The sequence below is a fragment of the Cytobacillus gottheilii genome (assembly GCF_900166665.1).
Taxonomy (GTDB): Bacteria; Bacillota; Bacilli; order Bacillales; family Cytobacillaceae; genus Cytobacillus; species Cytobacillus gottheilii_A.
Genome location: NZ_LT800494.1, coordinates 1,694,477 through 1,714,965, shown reverse-complemented (window position 1 = coordinate 1,714,965; position 20,489 = coordinate 1,694,477). Strand labels below are relative to the sequence as shown.

Sequence of the window (20,489 nt, the reverse complement as noted above, 5' to 3'; positions counted from 1 at the left end):
ATTCATCACCATTATTTATTTAATTTTTTTAATTGATCGCCAATCATTTCTCCAAGCTGAAATCCTTTTGATTCTTCTGGCAATTCATAATCCGTTGGAACTTCATCCTCTTTTTCCAGAAGATCTTTAATGCTTAAAGACAATCTTTGTTCTTCTTCGTTTGCTTCAAGTACTTTTACTTTTACTTGCTGTCCTTCTTTAAGTTCTTCATGTGGAGTACTAATGTGTTTATGAGCAATTTGAGAGATATGAACAAGTCCTTCAACACCAGGGAATACTTCTACAAATGCACCGTAAGAAACAAGTCTTCTAACCGTACCTTCTAATACTGTGCCTTTTGGAGCTTTCTCTCCAATTTGATCCCATGGTCCAGGAAGCGTTTCTTTAATAGAAAGCGAAATGCGCTCATTGTCGCGATCAACACTTAGCACTTTCACTTTTACTTGCTGACCTTCTGAAACAACATCGGATGGCTTCTCAACATGCTCATATGAAAGCTGAGAAATATGAACTAATCCGTCAATGCCGCCAATATCAACAAATGCACCGAAATCAGTTATTCTTTGAACTGTGCCATCAAGCACTTCGCCAGCTTTTAAAGCATCAAGTAATTCATTTTTTTGTTTTCCTTTTTCTTCTTCAACAACTGCTTTGTGAGATAGAATTAAGCGATTTTTTTCTTTATCCAGCTCCACAATTTTAAAAGTCATTGTTTTGCCTTTATAATCAGAGAAATCTTCGACAAAGAATGCTTCTACTAACGATGCCGGTACAAAGCCACGCACGCCTAGGTCGACAACAAGGCCGCCTTTTACAACATCCTTAATTTCTGCTTCAAAAACTTCACCATCATTATATTTCTTTTCAAGTTCTTCCCAAGATTTTTCAGCGTCTACTTTGCGTTTTGATAAAATAAGCGCTTCTTCTTCTACTTTTAACACTTCTAACTCAAGCTCATCGCCTTCAGCTACAGCATCACTAGCTTTTTCAATATGCAGGCTTGAAAGCTCGCTGATCGGAATAATACCGTCAAGTTTGCTGTCTGGAATATGCACACTGACTTGTTTTTCCTCAACTTTCGTCACTTGGCCTGTAACTTTTTCTCCAACTTCAAAGGTTTTTACTTCTACATTATTCATTTCTTCTGACATATGTAATCCTCCTTAATCCAATGGCTGCTTCAGATTTTATGCTGGAAATCCATCCGCAACATTTAGTTGTAAATTGAAGCAAAATGGTTTTTATACTGTGACACGCCCCGCTAAGGTTGTGCCGTATATTCAATGCAGCGATTCATCACCGCACAGCTACTGCAGCTATAGCCTAAAATATGATTAAAGACTATTTTCAGAAAACATTGTATTCAAATGCCATACAAAAAACGCCTTTTATTAAACTTCTTATAAATGGCTGTTTTTGTCAAGCAAGAAGACTTAGCGATAACGATCAATTAAAGTGCGGATTTCATTCATTATTGTGTCTGTCGTTTCCTCCGCAGATGCCTTTCGATCCCGCAGCTCCTGGATGTCAATCGGCTCCCCATAAACAACCTTAATTTTTCCAAATACTTTATATGGGCCAATTATAGCACAAGGAACCACTTTGGCACTCGAGCGGAGAGCAAAAAAACCTGCTCCAGCCAATCCTTTTCCAAGTTCACCATTTTTACTTCTTGTTCCCTCAGGAAAGAGTCCTAAAACATTGCCTTCTTTTATAATTTTCAATCCATTTCTTAATGCTTCCCGATCGCTCATGCCTCTTTTCACAGGGAAAGCATGAATTTTGGGAAGAAGTTTTCCAAGAACCGGCACATTGAATAACTCTTCCTTCGCCATAAAATAAACAGGGCGAGGTGCGGTTATTCCTACTACAGGCGGATCAAGATTATCAATATGATTGGCACAAAGCAGGACCCCGCCATCTTTCGGAAAGTGTTCTCTGCCAATTACCTCATAGCGATATATAGGTTTTAATATTGCATTTACAACCGACCTTGCAAATCCGTATAAAGTCATATTCAATGATTCCTTTCAGCAGCTAAAGCTAAAATACGTTCCACTACTTCTCCAATAGACATAGATGTAGTGTCAATCTCTTCAGCATCATCTGCCTTCATTAAAGGTGCAACTTCCCGTTCAGAATCCAATTTGTCACGGGTTGCAATTTCTTTTTTTAACTGTTCTAAATCAGAAGGGAAACCTTTTGATTTATTCTCTGCATGACGACGTTCAGCTCGCTCATCTACTGAAGCCAGCAGAAAAACTTTTACTTCAGCGTTTGGCAATACGTGTGTACCAATGTCCCTGCCATCCATGACAATACCGCCTTCAGCTCCAAATCCCTGCTGTCTGGCCACCATCTCTTCCCGGATTAAACGGTGTTTTGCTACGGCTGAAACAGAATTTGTAACTTGAGATGAACGTATATCGTTTGTAACGTTAACACCATCTAGTATAATGATTTGACCTTCTTCTCCAGGCATAAGCTCAATTCTTGTATTCTGCAGGATCGCCAGCAGTTCCTCTTCGTTTTCAATATCAGCAGCATGTTGGATCGCTTTATATGTGAGCGCTCTATACATGGCACCTGTATCTATATATATGTATGATAGTTTTTCGGCAACGATCTTTGCTACTGTACTTTTGCCCGCAGCAGCAGGACCATCAATTGCAATTGAAATTTTCTTCATAGTTCCTCCTGAAAACAATAATATCGAATATATTTTAACACAGAAATAAGATCATCGGTGTTCATTTCGAGCTATAATCTCTTAAAAAGTAGCATTCCCTATTTTTATTAAAATGACTATCATTTGCTATTATGCATGGCTTATTGCAAATTATTTAATTTTAGGGATAGCTTTAATGAATAATTCAACTAAAAGTAAAAAAGCAAGCAAATATATGCTTACTTTTTGGCATTAAAGGTTTCAAGCAGTTCAGTAAAATTCTGATCTGTTACACCTTCATATTGAGTTAGCTGTTTTAATTCAGGAAATACATTCCATTTGTGAAAAAAAAGCTGTGAACACAGCAAAAATAAAAATTGAACGGCAATTAGTTTTATTAGAATTCTTTCAAATGTTTTCATATTTGACCCTCTCATACTTGTATTAATATTCCAAGTATGAGAAATTCCAAATGATTTTATGCCTCAATTCCACGCTTTTTTAAGGCCAGCTGGCGGTCAAAGCAGAAGCGAAGCAATAATTGCCGCTCGTTTGGGTTAATATTTGAAAACTGAACAGAGATTTTCCGTTTGCTGTCATCATTATTTATAATTCGAACTACCTTGCTTTTTAAGTTTAAATAATGATATTCTCCACCATGCATCAGGAGGACAAGCCAAAGGTTTACATCCATCTCTGGTTCTAAATGAATCAGTGATTTTGTTGAAAGTGATGCTCCACCAGCACTAATATCCTCTGTTACACAAACTAATGGAGGAAAATATTCATTAGGAGAATGCACTGCTGCATCTACGGTCGTTTCTACTCTGACATACTGACGCCTCTGTATTTTCATCAGCTGTTCATCACCCGGATATGTAAGCATGATCATTGGAATATTGCGTTTAACCTTGCCGGCAACTTCACTGTCAAACAAGTAAACAGCACCAGCATTCGCAACAAATGAAGCTTTTAATTGTGTGCCATCTAATAGAAATGCCGTTTTATCGGTTTCCATATTTTTTGGATAATCTATGTAAATATAGTGTTCTGTTTGATCTATAACCTTGCTTTTATACCTTTCCCCACTTTCAGAATATTTCGTTTCCAGTATAATTGTATCCCCTATCTTAATCAATTTCCGCACTTCCCCTGTCCGAAAGGATAAACTTGTCATTTTATTATGACATGTGATTCATATATGTGGCAAGTTTATTTTAGGAAAAAAACAGGAATTTAGACTTGTTTTATAGAAAAAAAAGGAAAAGCATAGTTCGCTTTTCCTATACAACATCTTCATAAACAGGTTCTGCATTCTTAAGTTTATCAACCTTTTCCTCAATGCCGGTATCTGCATTAATATAAATACGATAGGTATCATCTCCTAAAGTACCCATGAATTCATAACACAGTACTTCTTCACTTATATCATTGATGATGATCGCCAGCCGGTTTTCCATTACCTCTACCGCTGGGTTAATGTTCTCTCTGGCTTCATCAACTGTGATTCCTGGATCAGGGATTTCTCTTGCATGATGTGATTTTAAATAGTCTTCTGCAGAAAAACCTAATATTTTACCGTTATCCAAAGCCATCTTCATCTTTATAGAATCAGGATAAATTCGTACACCGTCTTGGTTTGAAACGAAAGTAAAAACACCCATATTGTCATATTGAGCACTTTCGAATAAGTCTAGGCTCTCAAATTTATTCTTCTTTAAGAAATCAACAGCCTGGTTGCTCGCTTCATTTAAGCTTATCTTTTGGTCACTTACTTCTCTGGCCATAAGATACCAAATCGGATATCCGCCTTTTTTTGTAATATCCATATTGGCTTCTTGCTTTGATTTTTTATCTTGAAGTGTCACGCTATAGAAACCGTAATCAGAGCCTTCTCCATTTTCTGTTACTTTTACATTTACGTTGTTTCCTAAGCCGGCATACTCCTTCGCTTCTTTTATAGCCTCTTGTTCTGTGATCTCTTGACCTTCTAAGTATTTAAAATTCTCATCTTTCTTTTGCATATTAACAAAAGCGGGACCAAAGTCGGTTTCTCCGTATCCATCGACAGTCTTTTCAACCGTTTGGAAGCCATCGATGATTGTATTGTCTCCAGCCTCATCTCCTGCTGCCAGAGCCATTTCAACATCCATCCAGCGAAGGTTATTTTCCAATACCGTATGCTGAACTTGTCTCAAGTCTTCCTGGACATCAGCAGCCTGAGTATACAGCTGTTTTAACGATTCATATTCTTTGTCAGATAGCGGTTCCTTATCTAAATCTCTAACTGCTGTCTGATAGCTAAAGTCACCGATTTTCGCCAGGAATTCTTCCGTTTTATTAAACGGCAGTAAAGAAAGCGGGAGCTGCCCGACATCTGTATGTGCTTCTGAAGTAACCCTCCATACCTCTGCCAGAGCTGGAGACAATGATTCTCTTGAATTCATCGCTAATGTTGTACCAATTTTATCGTGAAGCAAATCAATCTGATATGTTAAATCATGAAATGCTCTTTGATAGTTATTTTCAGCGTTAATCAGGATTGCATTTTTCTCTCTATGCTCCTGATACCCCCAGAAGGCTGTTCCCGCGACTCCTAATGTTAGTACACCAATTAAAACGCCTCTTAGCATGCTTTCACCCCTTCTATTTACAGAATATGTGCTTCCCTATTCTCTTAATTTGCGGCCGTGTCCAAATCCATCCGCTTGTGGCAGTGTCTGGATTAAAATAATATAAGGCATTTCCAGTAGGATCCCAGCCATTGATCGCGTCTAATACAGCTTCGCGCGCTCCTTCGTTTGGAGTTAGCCATATTTGTCCATCTGCTACAGCTGTAAATGCTCTAGGTTCAAATATGACACCAGAAATGGTATTCGGGAATGTTGCGCTCTCTAATCGATTCAAAATAACTGCTGCAACAGCTACCTGCCCTGTATACGGCTCTCCACGCGCTTCTCCATACACCGCATTAGCCATTAACTGAATATCATTTTCAGAATATCCATTTGGCATATTAGCTGCTGAAGGTTTTTGCTGTGCAGGCTGATTAGTCGCTCCACCGCCGCCCGTCTGACCTTGATTGCCGCCGCTTTGTCCACCGCTAGCCTGACCGCCCCCGCCTGTTTGTCCTCCGCCAGTCTGGCCACCGCCTGTCTGACCTTGATTAGCAGGCTGCTTCTTTTGTTGTGTTCCACCCCCGCCACCGCCTGAAGAAGATGGCTTTTTCTGTTTATTTAAATCTACTCCGCCATAATGAGTAAATTTATTACCTTTGTTAATTTGCTCTTTCACAAATTGTTCATTATAGTTTGAAGCTTTAGCTAACTTGTCTTTTGTTTTTTGACCTGCAAGACCATCAATCGGCAATCCAAATTCATATTGAAAATTCCTTAATGCCCAATAGGTTCCCCAGCCAAACACACCATCAATTTTCCCATTGTAAAAACCAAGATATTGCAGCCTTGATTGAAGTTCAATGACATCATCTCCCACAGCTCCTTGCTGTATGATTTGATCAGAAAATGCGGTTGCTTTTTCACCATTTCCAACCAACGGAATCACCAGCACAATGAAGGAGATTATGATCATTATCTTTGATAGAAGAAACTTTTTATTCATGTATAATAACCTCCAAAAGTAATTCTTTATTACATTAACCCTATTTTCTGTAGCGTCTGGATTTTTATACAAAAAACTAGGCATAGAATGGATGGGTCATTTTACCAACAAAAAAACTTAACGATTGGCAAGCAGGCGGATGATTAAATTTATTTGTAAATGAACATAAAAAAGCACTGACAACAGGATCGTCATCAGTGCTTTTGAGTATAATTAATGATGGTTTTTACCACCTTATTCAATATGTTAAACATATACATTTACATGTTCAATGGATGCTGCAAATTGTAGGGATCCTGATTTTGCCGTATACTTAACATTCTCGCTTTTTTTACTTTTCTCATGCCCAGCCACCAAAGGAAAATCATAAAAGGTACCATGAAATACGGCCAATATTTGAAGGATAATAAAATGTAATCATACATCCCATGCAAAAGAAACGGAACAAACAAAGATAATAATAGCCATTTTCCGCGGGAGGTTGCTGAAAATTTCACTTTTCCTATATAATAACCCATAATTACTCCAAATAAGGCATGGCTTGAAACAGGAAGAAGAGCTCTCCCTACAGCATGTTCAATTCCAAGTGCAAAAAGGTATAAGATGTTCTCAACTGTAGCAAAGCCCAGTGAGACAGATACACCATAAACAATACCATCATATGGCTCATCAAAATTCACATGCTGATATACTGTGTAAAATAAAATAAACCATTTAAAAAACTCTTCCAGCATTCCAGATGAGAGAAAAGCGCTAATGAAAGTAGAATCAATCATATGCTCCGTTTCCATGACATGCTGGATAAACATGATGGGAAACACAAGTAAAGCACCAGACATGAACGTTTTAAATACCATTGAAAAGGGCTCTGACTCATATTGATCTTTTAAGTAAAAATAGCTTAATAAAGCTAGACCTGGGGCAATTCCCGCAGATAATATCCCAAACATGAGCCACTCTCCTTTCCAAATAGTCTCTATAATCGTAACATGATCATATTGGTTTTAAAATGCATAACAGCATATTTAATTATATTCTATATTTTTCAAATTAGGGAGGACAAAGCTTTGAATCGAAAAAAAATTCTGCTTATACATACAGGCGGCACGATTTCAATGAGTGAAGACAGCTCAACAGGTGCAGTCTCAACCAATGACAAAAACCCATTGACAGATAAAACAAATGAATTACATGCACTTGCAGACCTTATAGTGGAGGAACCCTTTAATTTACCTTCACCACATATTACTGTCAGAGAAATGAACATATTAAAGAACTTGATTGAAGATCATGTAAAAAAGAAAGATATTTCCGGAGTTGTTATCACGCATGGTACAGACACCTTGGAAGAAACTGCTTACTTTCTGGATTTAACTGTAGATGTTCAATTGCCAGTGGTTCTTACCGGTGCAATGCGTTCAAGCAATGAAATAGGTTCTGATGGACTTTATAACCTCATTTCTTCTATAAGAGTGGCAATGAGTGAAGAGGCTCACTACAAAGGTGTTCTAGTTGTCCTAAACGACGAGATACATACAGCTAAAAATGTAACAAAAACACACACGAGTAATGTCTCAACCTTCCAAAGTCCCCAATATGGACCAATTGGAATCGTAACAAAACGAGGCATTCTTTTTCACCATATGCCAACCAAAAAAGAACTTTATGAAATAAAGGATTTAAACCAAAAGGTCGCACTAATGAAGGCACATGCCGGTATGGACTCTACCCTTCTTCACGCCATTAAAGAACTTAATTATGATGGGGTAGTTATTGAGGCACTTGGACAAGGTAACCTGCCACCTGCAGCTATAGACGGGATTAAAGAAATGACAGCTGCCCACATTCCCGTTGTCATTGTTTCACGATGCTTCAACGGAATCGCCCAGGATGTGTACGGTTATGAAGGCGGAGGCAAACACTTAAAGGAACTAGGTGTCATCTTCTCCAACGGATTAAACGGCCAAAAAGCACGCCTAAAACTAATGATCGGCCTCGCCAACCAACAAACCAAACCCGAAATAGAAAAAATGTTCGGGTTATAAGAAAAACGGAAGGCGCTTGCCCAGGGGCGACAAGCATAAGGCGAGCCGGCCGGAAGGTTGCTCTTTAACCTTCTGGACGGATCGACTTATGACCTCGAGCCCCTAGCGCCTGGAGCTAGACAACTAGAAAGGTGGAGCGGCTTGACCAGCCCCGACAAGCTTAAGACAAGCCAGACGGAAGGTCGTTCTTTGACCTTTTGGCTGGATTGACTTAAGACCTCGAGGGGCTAGCCGCCGGAGCTAGACATTAAGAAAAGCGGAAGGCGCTTGCCCATTTAATGAACGCAGACTAAGTTCGCCACATCCTGTGGCTACGTCTGCATGACCCACATCCTGTGGGCCACATGCATAAGGCGAGCCGGCCGGAAGGTTGCTCTTTAACCTTCTGGACGGATCGACTTATGACCTCGAGCCCCTAGCGCCTGGAGCTAGAACTAGAAAGGTGGAGCGGCTTGACCAGCCCCGACAAGCTTAAGACAAGCCAGACGGAAGGTCGTTCTTTGACCTTTTGGCTGGATTGACTTAAGACCTCGAGGGGCTATCCGCCGGAGCTGGACATCTAGAAAAGCGGAGGCACTTGTCTGCTAATGAAATACCAAAGAGGCTGGGACATAAGTATTTAACACTCTCATAGAACCGAATGGTTAGAAAGTCATCTTTCTCATCATTCGGTTTTTTTACGATTATAAAATGTGTTTTATTAGCATGAGTGAAATGGAGCGGAGGACCTCGACTCCTGTGGGCAATAGAGGAAAAGGTGAGACCCCGCAGGAGCTTGCTCCGAGGAGGCTCACTTTCCTCCCCACGGAAAGCGAGGGTCCGCAGCGCAGGTGGAACGGACTTGTTTAAATACCCAAATCAAGATATTGAAAGTTCGTGTTTTAGAAAGATTTATTTCGTTTTGTCCCAGCCTTTTTCTTTTGATTTATTGACGATGGCAGCAGCGATTTCAGCTCCGTGAAATCTGCCATTTTCAATAAATATCTCATTGGCATTATTGCCGGCAGCAATCACCCCTGCGATAAATACATTTTCTATATTCGTTTCCTTTGTTTCTTCTGTATATATCGGCCTTCCAGTACTTTCATCTATTCCTATACCAATGCTTTTTAAAAATTGGTGATCCGGATGATAACCAGTCATAGCAAATACAAAGTCATTAGCTATTTCGTGTGCCTCACCATTAACTGCATAGACGAGTGTATCATCCTTAATCACCTGAACATGAGATTGAAAAACCATTGTGATAGCACCAGACCGAACAAGAGAATCAAATTCGGGAAGAATCCATGGCTTCACGCTTTGGGAATATGTTTCTCCTCTATATAAAACAGTTACTCTCGCCCCAGCTTTCACCAGTTCAATAGCAGCGTCAACACTTGAATTTTTGCCGCCAATAACCACCACATCTTTATCAAAATAAGGATGCGCTTCTTTGAAATAATGGAAAACCTTCGGCAAGTCTTCTCCCGGTATCCCCATATAATTAGGATGATCATAGTAGCCTGTAGCTATAATCACATATGGAGTCATATAATTCTGTTTATCGCTCGTAACAATAAACTGCCCTTCTTCATTCTTGGTAACAGATAATACTTTTTCATATGCATGAATAACAAGGTTTTTTCTCTTTACTACTTCCCGGTAATAAGTTAACGCTTGATTGCGAGTAGGTTTATGTTCAACGGTAATAAAAGGTACATCACCGATTTCGAGCTTTTGGCTGGAACTAAAGAAAGTTTGGTGTGTCGGATAATGATAAATGGCATTTACGATGTTCCCTTTTTCAATAACAAGTGGTCTTATACCGACATCCTGAAGGGCAATAGCAGCTGCCAGTCCACAGGGGCCCCCGCCTATAATAATTGCTTCTTGATTTTTCAAAGTAATCAGCTCCCAATGTTTTATCAGTATTAAATAGTATGTATGGAGACTAAATTCATAATCGTCTTCTTATAGCTTCGCATGTGTTAAAGACATTTTTAACCTTCTTCATTCCTTTTTATCTATACTTACTCCTGATTGCAGGTGGTTCATATACGACTATACAAAAAATCTCCTATCCATCTATGATAGGAGATTTTTTCAATTGATACAATGAATTCACATTATTGTAGAAATTATATCCAGCCACGGAATCTTGAGGCTTCAGCCATTTTCCGGACACCAACCATATATGCAGCAAGACGCATGTTTACACGGCGGGTTTGAGCAAGATCATAAATATTATTAAAAGATTTACTTAATATTTTTTCAAGCTTTTCTTCCACTTCTTCTTCCGTCCAATAATAACCTTGGTTATTCTGTACCCATTCAAAGTAAGAAACCGTAACACCGCCTGCAGATGCAAGCACATCAGGGACTAATAGAATGCCACGTTCTGTTAAAATTTCAGTTGCTTCAAGTGTCGTTGGACCATTAGCTGCTTCAACAACAATGCTAGCCTGAATTTTATGAGCATTTTCCTCTGTGATTTGGTTTTCAATTGCTGCTGGAACTAAAATATCACAGTCCAATTCCAGTAATTCTTTATTTGTTATAGTATCATTAAATAATTTTGTAACAGTTCCAAAGCTATCGCGGCGATCTAGTAAATAATCTATATCAAGACCTTCTGGATCATATAATCCTCCATAGGCATCTGATATCCCAACAACTTTAGCACCAGCATCATGCATAAATTTAGATAGGAAGCTTCCTGCATTTCCGAATCCCTGGACAACTACTCTCGCACCTTTAAGGTCAATCCCTTTTTTTCTGGCAGCTTCATGAATACAGATCGTTACACCTTTAGCTGTAGCTGATTCGCGACCATGTGAGCCTCCAAGCACTAACGGTTTCCCAGTAATAAATCCAGGTGAGTTGTATTCATCAATTCGGCTGTATTCATCCATCATCCATGCCATAATCTGTGAATTTGTAAATACATCAGGGGCAGGAATATCTTTTGTAGGTCCAACAATTTGGCTAATCGCACGAACATATCCACGGCTTAGTCTCTCAAGTTCCCGAAAAGACATATCTCGTGGATCGCAAACAATTCCACCTTTTCCACCGCCGTACGGCAAATCAACAATACCACATTTTAAACTCATCCAGATTGATAATGCTTTTACTTCTTTTTCCGTAACATTAGGGTGAAAACGTATTCCGCCTTTTGTAGGGCCGACGGAATCATTATGCTGCGCCCGGTAGCCAGTAAAGACTTTAACATTTCCGTCATCCATACGAACAGGGATTTTTACCGTCATTAGTCGCATAGGCTCTTTTAAGAGCTCATATACTTCATCAGGATACCCCAGTTTTTCCAATGCTTTATGAATGACTGTTTGAGTTGATTTTAAAACGTCATGTTTGTCTTCATTGTTTTTATGATCAGTACCTTTATCGGCTACCATTTGTAAACCTCCTAGAAAAATCACTTTCTTTAGTTGTCCGCTTTCATGACATAGTATACACTTTTGGTTGATTTATGCAAGAAGAAAAAACTAATTTTGCGCATTTTTCGATCATTTTATGTAAACGCTACCAAAGTTGTTATGAAAGGATAATTGTCAGTATATTCACATGATTCCACTAACGATTTAAGCTTGTTTTCCCCCTTCACTTTGAAGTCATTCTGATCTGCAAAACCATTTCATTTCTTCTATTTTAACCGAACCTGTCCTTTTCATCAGAAAAATACGAGTAAAAACCCCCTTAAACCTTTAAGCCTCCTCTTAATTGCAAAGCGAAGGCTTAAAGATAAACTCTGCCAAGGGCTATACTCATTCATGTTAGACAGGAAAATAATGATGCATATTTAGAACAGCATTTTCTTTTATAACCGCCTTGCCATACTCTTGTAAATAATGATTAGTAAGATTACTTAAACTCCCATACTCTTCTGTTATAGCAAAAATCCGCTTAGCAGTTTGTGAATGATCAGCTTTTAAAATACAGTAATATTTATTGTTCCAAAAATAGATGCTTCCGCCAAAAAAACCATTTCTATACAACGTGCCGGAAAGCATAATAATATCCTCAAAATCATGAAATTCGTAGACACTCTCATCGGTGCTGTCTAATGTTACTTGCATTTCAACGAAACCATCTTGAAGCAGTTCCTCTTCTTCCTCACTGTGCTCTTCCAAGGTCACAATCATAATCATCCCTTGGGCCTGAACCGAAAAGATTTCAACTGCAACTGAACCATGTATTTCAAATCCAAAGGTCTCACTTGCCTCTTCAAGCATTTCATGAAATAACTGGTGCCATTTCAAAGAATCTTTCCATATATCCTCTTTCGTTAAACCTTTGTCTATTAAATCGTCCAATGAAAGGAAAATTTTTATTTTGTTATAATTCAAACGTTCTAAGCGCATATTTATGCCCCCTGCTGAACCAACTCTTGCGATAGTGTATGAAAGAAACCTGAGATGGTGATTAGTCCATTTTTCCATATTTAACATTTCATATAGCTCGTGGCAAACAGGGGATGCCAATGTTAGCAGCTGATCTGGTGTTTAATCTGAAAGCTGAGCGTTTTTAATAGTGATCAAGTGGGTTTCAGCTTTAGCACCAAGCCGGAGCGGCAAAGCGGTTGTTCCATATCCATTGCTAACCAAAAGAGTACATGTCTCTGTTTTTTTTATCTTCCCCTTTTCGTATAAGCCAAATCCTAAGAAATGAATTTGGCCGCCATGTGTATGTCCGCTTAGTACCAATTGAATATGATCTTCTTTCTTCAGCATGCTCATCACTCTAGGCTCATGACTGACAAGAATCTTAAAGTCAACTTCGCCTGCATTTTTTAGGGCTAAATCAAGACGATCCTTTTTTTTGCTAATATCATTAATGCCTAATAATGCATACGTTTCCTTTGACGGAGATTCAAACCTAACAGCGTTGTTATCCAATATTTTAACTCCGCACTCAAGAAGCAATGCATTAAATTTCTGTGAATCCACTTCAAAGTCATTATTTCCCCAAATGAAATATACTGGCGCAATATTCATAAGTTTTCGAAGATTTTCTTTCACTCGTGAGAGCGGTACTTTTTTTTCAAGCAAGTCTCCGCCTATGATAACCATATCCGGTTTTGCCTTAGACGCTTCATGAATGATATCTTCATGAATTCTTCTCTTATGAATATCCGAAATAAAAAAGATCTTTACTTCACCAAAGCCAATTGGAAAATCTTCAAAGCATAATTCCTGAAAAAGCATTCGATTAGCAAATGCTTCTTTTACCATATAAAGAAGCATAACTGCCATTAATACCATGATTGCAATTATAAAATAAACCATATATACCTCCAAAAGCCCGAGAAACGAGCACTTGACATTTCAAATGATACTCGTATTGACGAATGTTTTGATTTTATCACACAACTTTTATAAATATAAAGAAACTCGTTACCGGAAAACAGCAAATCGCAAAGACTGCCATGAAAGAATATTTCTCATTAGTATATGTATATCAAAACATGGAAGTTCAATTTTATTGGAGAATTAGTTTTAATAGTTTCAATGAGGATTTCTTCAAGACAACAGTTAACTTTAAAGACAACTGTAATTTGGCATAAAAACATGCCCTCTCACCTATTGCGAGAGGGCATGTTTTTACATTTCCTGAATGCTTATGATTCTGAAGCCTGAGCTTTCCAATTTCTTTGTGAATCGATCGATATTATCATTTTGTTCAACCTTCATAACAATCCGCCTTACAAGCTTATCTGTTTCGTCAAATGTGACTAAAGAAATAATATGTTCATGGAATTGATGAGCAATTTCTGCTAGACGTGCAATCCTGCCCTCAGATTCTACCGATGTAAAGGCAATCCTTACTCCCGGGCGATTTGTCCCAAACGCTGATTGAAATTGGGCAAGTACATCAAATCTAGTCACAATCCCTAAAAATTTCTGATTGGTTCCGACAACAGCCAGAAGCGGAAAATCTTTTAATTCCAATAAAGTATTTTCAAACACTTCAGTTCCCTCTAAATACTTGTCAACAAAGGTAACAATTTCTTTTGCTAACGTATTATTTAAATATTCTTCTTTTGAGCCGCCCTTTGAGAAAAATGATTCATAAATATGGTATCTCGTAATAATCCCAGCATATTGATCACCTGTTAATACTGGCAGGGCATCTATTTTGTGCTCTTCCAGCTTCTTCAAGGCAGCTTGTAAATTTTCACTTTCCTGAATAGTTATACATTCATGCTTTGGAATCATAATGTTTTTTACAAACAACGAAATCACCTCACCAATCTTTTCAGTATATACCTATATTTCTACATATTCATGAAAATACCTCTTTTATTAAGCAAACTAACATGAAGTTCACTTTTTTTTCATAAAATTGAACGACACATTCAAAGGAGGGATATTGATGAATAAATTTCAAAGAAGCTGGTACCCATATGTCAGCCCCTTCGACCCATGTAAGCCTATAACCGTCAAAACTTACTCAACACCACCCAACTTGTTTATGGGTTTCCAGCCTCCAAACTTGCCGCAGTTTACACCCATGGAAGCATTAAGAGCAGGTACATTGTGGAAGGCGTTTTATGATCCATATTACAGTCCTTATGAAAGAGCAAAGGGAGGCAGTGAGGAATGAAGCAATTGCCTCAGGAATACTACCAATTGCTCGAAAATCTTCAGGCAGTCGATTTTGTGCTTGTTGAACTCACTCTATACTTAGATACTCATAATGGTGACGTAGATGCTATTAAGCAATTTAACCATTATGCAGGTGAGAGAAAGAAACTGAAAAAAGCGATAGAAAGTAAGTTTGGTCCACTCATGCAATATGGCAATAGTTATTCTGGCAATCCGTGGAATTGGGACGACGCTCCTTGGCCATGGCAGGTTTAGAAGTGCAAGAGTAAAGGGGGATTATTTAGATGTGGGTTTATGAAAAGAAGTTGCAATATCCAGTTAAAGTAAGCACTTGTAATCCGATGCTTGCCAAATTTCTTGTTGAACAGTATGGAGGCGCAGACGGTGAACTGGCGGCTGCACTGCGTTATCTAAATCAGCGCTATACAATCCCTGATAAAGTTATCGGATTACTCACAGATATTGGAACAGAAGAATTTGCTCATTTAGAGATGATTGCAACAATGATTTATAAACTAACAAAAGATGCAACACCAGATCAGTTAAAGGCTGCAGGTCTCGATGCACATTATGTGAATCATGATAGTGCTCTATTTTATGAAAATGCAGGCGGTGTTCCATTTACCGCCACATATATTCAGGCGAAGGGAGATCCGATTGCTGATTTATATGAGGATATTGCTGCAGAAGAAAAAGCAAGAGCAACTTATCAGTGGATTATTAACATGAGTGATGATCCTGATTTAAATGACAGCTTACGCTTCCTAAGAGAAAGAGAAATTGTACATTCCCAGCGTTTTAGAGAAGCAGTTGAAATTTTAAAAGAAGAACGTGATCGAAAAATATTTTTCTGAAGAATTCTTAGATAGAGAGAATTTTTGTAAAAACAAGAGCCTGAGAGATAGGAATTTCAGCTAATGATAACCTAAGATAGTTAGTGTGAATCACTCTTTAATTTTTCGGTTTTTATCATTTTAAAACAGGTAGAATAAAGCTAATAGCGAGGTTCTGCAACGAAATGGAACGTAATTATAACGCAATTTGTCTTTTGAGGCTGAGAAACCTATTAGTGTGTCTCAGCCTCTTTGCTATTTATTTTCATGATATAGATTAATATCATAGGTGTCTTTCATCATTTCATAAACAGTATGACGATTTTTCCACTCTTCTTCTTTCTTCCATAGATCCTTGCTTTTATCAATAATTTCGCATCTTAGAGCATTAAATTCTTTATCGGCCTTTTCGCGCTTCTCTTTTAGAACGTTCATAAAACCATACGAAGCAACAATAAAGACCAGCAGATACATATTAAAGGGCAAATGAACAAAAGCAGAAAACATGGCTGAAAAGGAATATGAGTAAGGCTCCACTACATTCTTATATAATAACAGCATGTATAGAAATGAACTGAAGACAACTGCCCACATTACATATAAATGCCAAAGCTTTAACTTATCAAATTTCCTTTTTTTATCAACGACTTTCTGCAGCATTTGTCTAGTAGCCTGATCTGTCCTATGATCCAGTTCTATTATTGCAGTTTCCATCCCTACCCCTCCCTATCATCCGTACATCATATGAGCTTGTACGATTAAATATGATGAAAATAAGAGGGGAGCATTGCTTATTGATTAAGAGGAATTTTCAAGACCTGCCCTGCTTGAATCTCATTACTTGAAAGGCCATTTGCCTGCTTAATAATTTCTACACCATCAGCTGAAGAATAATAATTCATACTGACTCGATATAATGTTTCTTTTGCCTTGACTGTGTGATACACAATTTTCCCTTCAGCCTGTTCACTATTTTGCTTATTTTCGTCCTCTGCGCCTTCATTTTTTGGCTCATTGGTCTTTGCTGCGGAATTATTATTTTGATTTGTTTTTTGTTCTTGTTCCGCCTCATTGGCAGGAACAGATTCTGAAGGTTGTTCAACCGGCTCTTCTTCCTCAACCGGATTCTCATCTTGCGGCTTGTCTGCCTCCGTTTGTTCATCATTGCTTTCATTTATTTGTTCGTCTATTTCATAAACCACATCATTTTCATTTTCGTCATTATTTCCGTAACCAACCATCTCATAGCCTGTTGAAGCAGTTGTTGTTTCGGTATCTCCGCCATTCACATATGTGTAAACGGTAAAAATAATGATTGGAAGTAATATAAAGAATAAGGCGAGCAATCGAATCACCGGATACTTTAATTTTAAACCTTTGTTGGCTTTTTTGTTTCTATGCACCCTGCTGCGCGGCGGAAGTTCTTCTTTTAATGCATTTGTATGATTGCCAGCTTTTTTAGTAATCTTTTTTCGGAGGCGTTCTGCCTGATCTCTATATGGACCCTCTCTATTCATAAATCATCCCTGCCTATACTGAATTATTCATGTTTTTTTCCATACTTAATAATGACCCCAAGAAGAAAATCAATCAAAAAATGCATGAAAATAGTCACAAATAAATTTTCTGTTATAACATAAATATACCCAATAAAAAAACTAAGTGCCACAATATTTAAAAATAAATACCAGTGAAATAAATAGCGAAAATGAATGAGTGCAAAAACAACACTTGAGACGATCCATCCAAAATTAGTTTGTATAACACCCCTGAATAGAATTTCTTCGCTAATTGCCACAACAAGTGAAATGAAGGCGATATGCAAAACGGAACGTCCGCGAAAAATTTTCTCATTCAATCCTCCGTCATTATAATAAGATTGTGGAAGAATTTTCATAAGTATTGAATCAATAAGTACAACAAGAACACCTGCACCACCGCCAAACAAAACAATTTCTTTAAAATCCCATTTAAAAAGGGCGGTTATTTCACTGTAATGATCAAAAAATAGCCATGCTAATACTACGGATATGACAAACAAAATGATTTGCGTTAAATAGAGGTGAAAAATAAGTTCACGGTCTGTAATTTCCTCTAATATATCTTTTTGGCGATTTTTCAACGTTCTTCCTCTCGTTTCCTTAGCAATATTTCTGCCAATCTTTCCTTCCAGCTTTGTTCTTCATTATCTCTTTGCTTATGAAGGGGGAAGTTTGTTCGCTCAAACGTTGTGATAGAAAAGCCGCAGTGATCACAGCAATCACTGTTTTGTATTTTCGGCATTTCTTCAAAATACTCAAGAAGCTGTATTCTTCTGCATTTTTCCGATGAAATCCAACGGACCATTTCTTCAATTTTCCTTCTTTTACTCTCTAGACGTTTTTTTATATAAAGTTTGAATTCATCACAGACGGAAGAAATGTTCTTTCCAAGCGAATAATTCTTTAGATAATCAAAGGTCAGTCTTAATTGAATCTCATTAAACCCGCAAATCAATGATAATTCTTCTTCTAATCCTGCTAGGTTCTGAGGATTTGTCTTATGTTCTTGCAGCCAGTTTTCAAGAAGAGTTATTTGAGGTTCATCGGGAAGTTCCCCTTCAATGAGCTGGTGCTGAAGCGTTTCATCTCCAGAAGTATAGAGCATAAATGCAATAGAAGGTTGACCATCCCTCCCAGCTCGGCCAATCTCCTGTACATATGATTCAAACTGCATTGGCATATGAAAATGAATGACATACCGGATATTTTCTTTATTGATCCCCATTCCAAAGGCACTTGTCGCACAAATAAGATCCAGCTGTCCATGGAGGAATTGCTGCTGAATAAGCATTCTTGTCTCCTGCTCTAGACCCCCATGGTATGGCATAACATTCCCTATGCCTTGCAATCTTAAATCAGCGGCCATTTGTTCTGCCATTTTTTTACTTGAAAAATAAATAATCCCGGGACCTTCTAATTTTGTCACCAGTTGGATTAAACGGTCCCTCTTCTCCCGATAATGGTGAAAGTGTTCAACTGCCATTGTAATATTAGGTCTATTTACAGAATAAATAATCTGTTCGCTTTCCTGAATAGAAAGTGTCCGAATGATATCCCCACGTACTTCACTTGTGGCCGTTGCTGTCAAAGCGATCGTCAGCGGGTTTTGCAGCTGCTTGCGGACGTAGCCAAGCTTTAAGTAATCCGGTCTGAAATCATGACCCCATTGCGAAATACAATGAGCCTCATCAATCACAAACAGGGCAATCTTTAAACTCTTTAACCTAGCCAAAACCTGCTCGGTGAGCATCATTTCCGGTGAGATAAAAATAAACTTAAACCTGCTTAGCTGTTTCATTGCGGTTAGCTTTTCATCAAAAGATAAAAATGAATTAATGGCGATGACACTTTTTTCTCCATTTACTTTCAGCTGGTCAACCTGATCCTGCATCAAAGATAGCAACGGGGAAACGATTAGAACTTGCCCTTCTAGCATATACCCAGGGAGCTGATAACAAAGTGATTTACCTGTTCCTGTCGGCAGCATGGCCAGCGTATTCTTCCCAGCCAAAAGGGATGAAATGACTTCCTTCTGCCCGCTTCTAAAATTGCTGTATCCAAAACGCTCTTTTAAGATCTCCTCGAGCTTCATTGTGCATCTCCATATACCGCAAGCACTAATCGTATTTCAAAATACTGTGCGTGCGGAACAATGGATTTAATATGCTTTAGTTGTTTTGTGTTCACCTTCTTTACCGCCTCCAGTATGTCATCCACAATATCAGCAGAAACAAAGCTTTCTATTTCAAATTGTGGTTTACTCAGTGCAAGTTCGACAACATGATCCTCTATTGTGTTCTTTTTTAATTTTCTATACAGCGCTATCTCTTCAAGAGTAAATCCATTTTGCAAAAGCTCTTCCGTTTTTTGCGCTGAATGGGTCATCGTAAATTCTGTTTCTGTATATTGGATTACTTTATTTAATAACGGAAATGGTACAGGTTTCTCTTTTATCACAGCAAGCATAGAATGCAGGATACTTTGAAAATGGAGATCAAAATAATCCTGATCCATTGAAAACCGGACTGCTGCTTGTTCCTTCGTAAGACCAATCGCATCAGTGCCAGTCAGTCTGCTGATCAATAGCTGTGGCCGAATATTCGAGCTGTTTTCTAAACAGTCAACTAATTCATCATAAACTTTTTGGGCAAGGATATGTCTATCCATTTTGGTTTCTTGTAAAAACTGTTTAAGCCATACATGTGTCTCCTTTTTGCGCTGAATTGGCAAATAGCTTAAGTTGTTGGACATGAGATTTGATACAACTTGAACAAGCAAGGATAACCTTTCCCAAAACACTACAGAAAGTTGATGAAATTTCCAGCCGTTTAAATTTTGAGGCAGAGGCTGTTTTGTTAATTGTTCTTTTAAAGTGTCTATACCTTGATCCGTAAGACGATACTGAGAAGGCTCATATTCTAAAATCCATTTTTCTTTTCTCATTTCTGCAAGGTGCTGATCGAATTGCTGCCTTGTCATAGCAGGGTAGACACGAAAAAAGGGTGTAAGCTGAAAAAGAAAGGCATCTTGAATGGTTTGGGAGGATTTTTTGCCATTTAATAAATGAAAAACAGAATAGATTGTACGCTCATCTGCTATTCGCTGAAGACAATATAGAATCACATATTTTTTATAACACCCAAACATTGTATTGTATCCCCTTTTCAAATTCG

General features: G+C 38.2%; 22 protein-coding genes. 4 read left to right on the top strand and 18 right to left on the bottom strand.

The features are described from left to right. Positions 1 to 11: 11 nt before the first annotated feature. The 8 genes from rpsA to prsW form a co-directional block, all read right to left on the bottom strand. Positions 12 to 1,151, bottom strand: coding sequence for a 30S ribosomal protein S1 (gene rpsA, locus B7E07_RS08370; protein ID WP_080845436.1), 1,140 nt, complete (start codon positions 1,149 to 1,151; stop codon positions 12 to 14). Between the two features lie 282 nt (positions 1,152 to 1,433). After that, positions 1,434 to 2,015, bottom strand: coding sequence for a lysophospholipid acyltransferase family protein (locus B7E07_RS08365; protein ID WP_080845435.1), 582 nt, complete (start codon positions 2,013 to 2,015; stop codon positions 1,434 to 1,436). 2 nt (positions 2,016 to 2,017) lie between these two features. Further along, complete coding sequence (cmk, locus tag B7E07_RS08360; RefSeq protein ID WP_080845434.1) at positions 2,018 to 2,689, bottom strand: (d)CMP kinase; 672 nt, start codon at positions 2,687 to 2,689, stop codon at positions 2,018 to 2,020. Between the two features lie 218 nt (positions 2,690 to 2,907). Continuing rightward, positions 2,908 to 3,090, bottom strand: coding sequence for a YpfB family protein (locus B7E07_RS08355; RefSeq protein ID WP_080845433.1), 183 nt, complete (start codon positions 3,088 to 3,090; stop codon positions 2,908 to 2,910). A 56-nt stretch (positions 3,091 to 3,146) separates the two neighbouring features. After that, positions 3,147 to 3,815: a flagellar brake protein gene (locus B7E07_RS08350; protein WP_306807550.1), complete on the bottom strand. Its 669-nt coding sequence runs from the start codon at positions 3,813 to 3,815 to the stop codon at positions 3,147 to 3,149. Between the two features lie 136 nt (positions 3,816 to 3,951). Continuing rightward, complete coding sequence (ypeB, locus tag B7E07_RS08345; RefSeq protein ID WP_080845431.1) at positions 3,952 to 5,301, bottom strand: germination protein YpeB; 1,350 nt, start codon at positions 5,299 to 5,301, stop codon at positions 3,952 to 3,954. Between the two features lie 13 nt (positions 5,302 to 5,314). Next, a complete protein-coding gene (gene sleB / locus B7E07_RS08340; protein WP_080845430.1) occupies positions 5,315 to 6,289 on the bottom strand; it encodes a spore cortex-lytic enzyme in 975 nt (324 codons plus the stop codon). Positions 6,290 to 6,549: 260 nt separating this feature from the next. Next, positions 6,550 to 7,239: a glutamic-type intramembrane protease PrsW gene (gene prsW, locus B7E07_RS08335; protein ID WP_080845429.1), complete on the bottom strand. Its 690-nt coding sequence runs from the start codon at positions 7,237 to 7,239 to the stop codon at positions 6,550 to 6,552. Between the two features lie 117 nt (positions 7,240 to 7,356). On the opposite strand from prsW, the gene B7E07_RS08330 reads away from it, so the two are divergent. Further along, the gene (locus tag B7E07_RS08330) at positions 7,357 to 8,334 is read left to right on the top strand and encodes an asparaginase (RefSeq protein ID WP_080845428.1); all 978 of its coding nucleotides are present in this window, start codon (positions 7,357 to 7,359) and stop codon (positions 8,332 to 8,334) included. An 891-nt stretch (positions 8,335 to 9,225) separates the two neighbouring features. Here the strand turns inward: B7E07_RS08330 and B7E07_RS08325 are convergent. From B7E07_RS08325 to B7E07_RS08305, 5 genes are all read right to left on the bottom strand, one after another. Further along, positions 9,226 to 10,218 (bottom strand): YpdA family putative bacillithiol disulfide reductase, encoded by a 993-nt coding sequence (locus tag B7E07_RS08325; protein WP_080845427.1) that lies wholly within the window; start codon positions 10,216 to 10,218, stop codon positions 9,226 to 9,228. A 236-nt stretch (positions 10,219 to 10,454) separates the two neighbouring features. Continuing rightward, positions 10,455 to 11,732 carry a Glu/Leu/Phe/Val family dehydrogenase gene (locus B7E07_RS08320; protein ID WP_080845426.1) on the bottom strand — a complete coding sequence of 426 codons (1,278 nt, stop codon included), beginning with the start codon at positions 11,730 to 11,732 and terminating at the stop codon, positions 10,455 to 10,457. Between the two features lie 378 nt (positions 11,733 to 12,110). Further along, the gene (locus B7E07_RS08315; RefSeq protein ID WP_080845425.1) at positions 12,111 to 12,698 is read right to left on the bottom strand and encodes a genetic competence negative regulator; all 588 of its coding nucleotides are present in this window, start codon (positions 12,696 to 12,698) and stop codon (positions 12,111 to 12,113) included. Positions 12,699 to 12,839: 141 nt separating this feature from the next. Further along, the gene (locus tag B7E07_RS08310; RefSeq protein WP_080845424.1) at positions 12,840 to 13,622 is read right to left on the bottom strand and encodes a metallophosphoesterase; all 783 of its coding nucleotides are present in this window, start codon (positions 13,620 to 13,622) and stop codon (positions 12,840 to 12,842) included. 315 nt (positions 13,623 to 13,937) lie between these two features. Beyond that, positions 13,938 to 14,570, bottom strand: a complete 633-nt coding sequence (locus B7E07_RS08305; RefSeq protein WP_080845423.1) for a CBS domain-containing protein — start codon at positions 14,568 to 14,570, stop codon at positions 13,938 to 13,940. 139 nt (positions 14,571 to 14,709) lie between these two features. On the opposite strand from B7E07_RS08305, the gene B7E07_RS08300 reads away from it, so the two are divergent. Genes B7E07_RS08300 through cotJC form a run of 3 tightly spaced genes read left to right on the top strand, consistent with a single transcriptional unit; the run spans position 14,710 to position 15,796 of the window. Then, complete coding sequence (locus B7E07_RS08300) at positions 14,710 to 14,940, top strand: spore coat associated protein CotJA (RefSeq protein WP_080845422.1); 231 nt, start codon at positions 14,710 to 14,712, stop codon at positions 14,938 to 14,940. Continuing rightward, positions 14,937 to 15,197, top strand: a complete 261-nt coding sequence (locus B7E07_RS08295) for a spore coat protein CotJB (protein WP_080845421.1) — start codon at positions 14,937 to 14,939, stop codon at positions 15,195 to 15,197. The genes B7E07_RS08300 and B7E07_RS08295 overlap by 4 nt, the downstream gene beginning before the upstream one ends. A gap of 29 nt (positions 15,198 to 15,226) precedes the next feature. Next, complete coding sequence (gene cotJC, locus B7E07_RS08290; RefSeq protein ID WP_080845420.1) at positions 15,227 to 15,796, top strand: spore coat protein CotJC; 570 nt, start codon at positions 15,227 to 15,229, stop codon at positions 15,794 to 15,796. Positions 15,797 to 16,030: 234 nt separating this feature from the next. Here cotJC and B7E07_RS08285 read toward each other — a convergent pair whose 3' ends face one another. The 5 genes from B7E07_RS08285 to B7E07_RS08265 all read right to left on the bottom strand — a co-directional run bounded on the left by B7E07_RS08285 (position 16,031) and on the right by B7E07_RS08265 (position 20,463). Next, positions 16,031 to 16,489, bottom strand: a complete 459-nt coding sequence (locus tag B7E07_RS08285) for a YpbF family protein (RefSeq protein ID WP_080845419.1) — start codon at positions 16,487 to 16,489, stop codon at positions 16,031 to 16,033. Positions 16,490 to 16,566: 77 nt separating this feature from the next. Continuing rightward, positions 16,567 to 17,292: a LysM peptidoglycan-binding domain-containing protein gene (locus B7E07_RS08280; protein WP_080845418.1), complete on the bottom strand. Its 726-nt coding sequence runs from the start codon at positions 17,290 to 17,292 to the stop codon at positions 16,567 to 16,569. 23 nt (positions 17,293 to 17,315) lie between these two features. Further along, on the bottom strand, positions 17,316 to 17,897 hold the full coding sequence (locus tag B7E07_RS08275) for a CPBP family intramembrane glutamic endopeptidase (RefSeq protein WP_080845417.1): 582 nt from the start codon (positions 17,895 to 17,897) through the stop codon (positions 17,316 to 17,318). Beyond that, entirely contained in the window at positions 17,894 to 19,408 is a 1,515-nt protein-coding gene (locus B7E07_RS08270) for a RecQ family ATP-dependent DNA helicase (RefSeq protein WP_080845416.1), read from the bottom strand. The genes B7E07_RS08275 and B7E07_RS08270 overlap by 4 nt, the downstream gene beginning before the upstream one ends. Then, complete coding sequence (locus tag B7E07_RS08265; protein ID WP_176215131.1) at positions 19,405 to 20,463, bottom strand: YpbB family protein; 1,059 nt, start codon at positions 20,461 to 20,463, stop codon at positions 19,405 to 19,407. The genes B7E07_RS08270 and B7E07_RS08265 overlap by 4 nt, the downstream gene beginning before the upstream one ends. Between the last annotated feature and the right edge of the window lie 26 nt (positions 20,464 to 20,489).